The following is a 2,483-nucleotide window of genomic DNA, read 5'->3' as shown; positions in this document are numbered from 1 at the left end:
GCAATATAGGTAGTATCACCAAAAGCAGAAACATTGGGCATTTCTACAAAATAAGCTACCCAATCACCCTCATCATCTTGAAAAAGGGTAATGGTAAAACCATCAAAATCATGTTTTTTTGTTTGTGACATCTTATTTTTCCTCTAATTCTAAAGTGAGAAACTGTTTTACTTGATAGGCTTTTGCCTTACCGTTTTTAGTAGGTTGAATAGATAAACGTGCTTTTTGGGTGGAATACCAAATGCGATGACCTCCTTGTCTGATGATCAAAAATCCAATCATATAAACTTAATAAGGTTTCAAATTCATCAAAACTTAAGCCTTTAGGATTATTTTTGGCTTTATCTAATAATTTTTGCCTTCTACTCATAAATAATACTAAATTTTTTGGGTGAGCAAAAGCCCACCATTTTTTGAGAAATTAAGCAACTTGTAACTCATCAGTTAAATTTCGAGGCTGTGGGAGAGTTTTGCCAACTTCAAGATACCACTCAATTAAACTTTCAATAACTTCTTGTCCATGTTTTGCCGCTTCCTCATAAGTCTCACCATGAGTATGAAATTCTTGAAAAGAAAAATCAGGTAAATGCACTAAATAACAGTTATCTTCTTCACTCCATTGAATCACCATACTGTAATGATTATTCATTTCAATTCCTCCAATTTTTTCAATCTTTTTTCTACTGCTTTCTCTAAATATAATCTAGCATCATCACTATCTTTACCTGATATTGTAATTGGTTCATCAAGTATGAGCGGATGAGTCCAAAATGTGTGACTTCCTTTTCCCTGACGATAAGTAAATCCAGCTTTTAATAACATTTTTTTCAATTCTCTAACTTTTTTCGGCATTTTTAATACATGATTATCTTTTTCGATTTAATATTAAATAGATTATTTACTTTTGACATATCCTAGTTATGACTATCAGTCAACTTATTGTTATTTTCATTGTAATAAATAACAGTTATATTTTTTTAAAATAAATCATTAAATATAGTTATAAATTATAGAGTCTTATTTCTAGTGAATCATAATTGTCAATGTTGGTTAAATATTCTTCATAGATTTTGATTAAATCTTTTACCGATACTTCCTTGATTTTTATGTTATTTATGGTTTTTATATGTTTACTTGTGCCTTGAGTAATAATCCATACTTGTTTATTATAATTAATAAATTCTTCTTTAATTTTATCAGAAATATGAATACTACCTTGTTCTAACTGATTACAGTAATTATTTATTTGTTCATATTTATTTTGTTCAATATTACTTATTCTTAATGTACAATCATAGATAACTGCTAAATTTCCAATCTTAAAAAAACCATCTGCTTTCCCCGCCTGTATTTGTCCCAAAAAACTATAAATTTTATTAATTCCTAATAGTTTTAATAAAGAATAAGTATATTTTTCAAATTCTTGCCAATTTTGAGTAGAAACTAATTTACAAAAAAAAGGAGGATTTAAATCTAAACTATTATTATTTTCTTCAATCTTATTTTCAATAATATTAGTATTTTTACTTAACTTTTGATTTAATGCAAAACAAACTAAATCATCAAAAATTCTTAAAAATTCTGACATTTCGTCTTCAAAAACTCTAATTTTAGCGCCTATAAATTCATCACCTACTTTTTTTCTCTGATCAATAATAATATATTTAGAACCATTTTTTGCTTCTTTTACTTCAAAAAAATAATGATGAGAACCAGTAAAATAACGTTCTTTTTTTAATAATTTTCTTTGTTCTTGTGAATACCAATTTTGATTATCATTCATAAATTATCACTTTAAATATTATGATTAATATTTCTTTTTATTAGTTTGTAGGGCGATACACACCCCACTAAAACCTCATCTAAGCACTAAAATATTTAGCCATTAGATGATAACAAACGGATTAATTATTTTTAAGATATTCCCTCAATACTTTATTAATTTCTGTTTGATGATCAACTTCATTTTGTTTATACCAATGGACAATTTCAGCATCAAGAGAAAGAGTTAGAGATTGTTTTTTAGAGGATTGTAAACCACGTCTAACGATCGAATTTTTAGCCATTTCTGGGGTAATTTCAGGGCAATCAGAAAAATCAATATTCTCATCAGTCATTGATTCTAGTTTTTCCCAATCAGTCATAGATTTCATTGAAGTAGATTCGTTGCTCATTTTTTGTTGCTTTTCGTGCTGATAAATTCTAATTTTATTACCTATTTCTGTGTAAACAACGACAATTAATAAATTAGACTACGATCGCACTCTCTTTAAAAGATGAAACTACTGGAATTGTTTCCCCATGTTTAAGATAACTTTCCTTGACTCCTTGCCAAGCAATTTCTAATTCATCGATAGCAATATAGGTAGTATCACCAAAAGCAGAAACATTGGGCATTTCTACAAAATAAGCTACCCAATCACCCTCATCATCTTGAAAAAGGGTAATGGTAAAACCATCAAAATCATGTTTTTTTGTTTGTG

Annotated in this window: 6 protein-coding genes; all 6 read right to left on the bottom strand. The window is 27.9% G+C overall.

What is annotated here, in order from left to right; genetic code table 11:
* Positions 1–132 precede the first annotated feature (132 nt).
* Positions 133–282 carry a hypothetical protein gene (locus tag ACN4EE_RS22805; RefSeq protein ID WP_431708807.1) on the bottom strand — a complete coding sequence of 50 codons (150 nt, stop codon included), beginning with the start codon at positions 280–282 and terminating at the stop codon, positions 133–135.
* Between the two features lie 139 nt (positions 283–421).
* Positions 422–649: a type II toxin-antitoxin system HicB family antitoxin gene (locus ACN4EE_RS22800; RefSeq protein ID WP_431708806.1), complete on the bottom strand. Its 228-nt coding sequence runs from the start codon at positions 647–649 to the stop codon at positions 422–424.
* The gene (locus ACN4EE_RS22795) at positions 646–852 is read right to left on the bottom strand and encodes a type II toxin-antitoxin system HicA family toxin (protein WP_308254263.1); all 207 of its coding nucleotides are present in this window, start codon (positions 850–852) and stop codon (positions 646–648) included. Before ACN4EE_RS22795 ends, ACN4EE_RS22800 begins: the two co-directional genes overlap by 4 nt.
* A gap of 148 nt (positions 853–1,000) precedes the next feature.
* Positions 1,001–1,783: a hypothetical protein gene (locus ACN4EE_RS22790; protein ID WP_431708805.1), complete on the bottom strand. Its 783-nt coding sequence runs from the start codon at positions 1,781–1,783 to the stop codon at positions 1,001–1,003.
* Between the two features lie 121 nt (positions 1,784–1,904).
* Positions 1,905–2,144: a BrnA antitoxin family protein gene (locus tag ACN4EE_RS22785; RefSeq protein ID WP_431708804.1), complete on the bottom strand. Its 240-nt coding sequence runs from the start codon at positions 2,142–2,144 to the stop codon at positions 1,905–1,907.
* A gap of 103 nt (positions 2,145–2,247) precedes the next feature.
* Positions 2,248–2,483, bottom strand: a 236-nt coding sequence (locus tag ACN4EE_RS22780) for a type II toxin-antitoxin system HicB family antitoxin (protein WP_431708803.1), incomplete at its 5' end; no start/stop codon positions are given.

The organism is Geminocystis sp. CENA526 (genome assembly GCF_050753365.1).
Classification (GTDB): Bacteria; Cyanobacteriota; Cyanobacteriia; order Cyanobacteriales; family Cyanobacteriaceae; genus Geminocystis.
The sequence above is the reverse complement of the archived record's forward strand: the minus strand, read 5'-3'. Positions and strand labels throughout refer to the sequence as shown.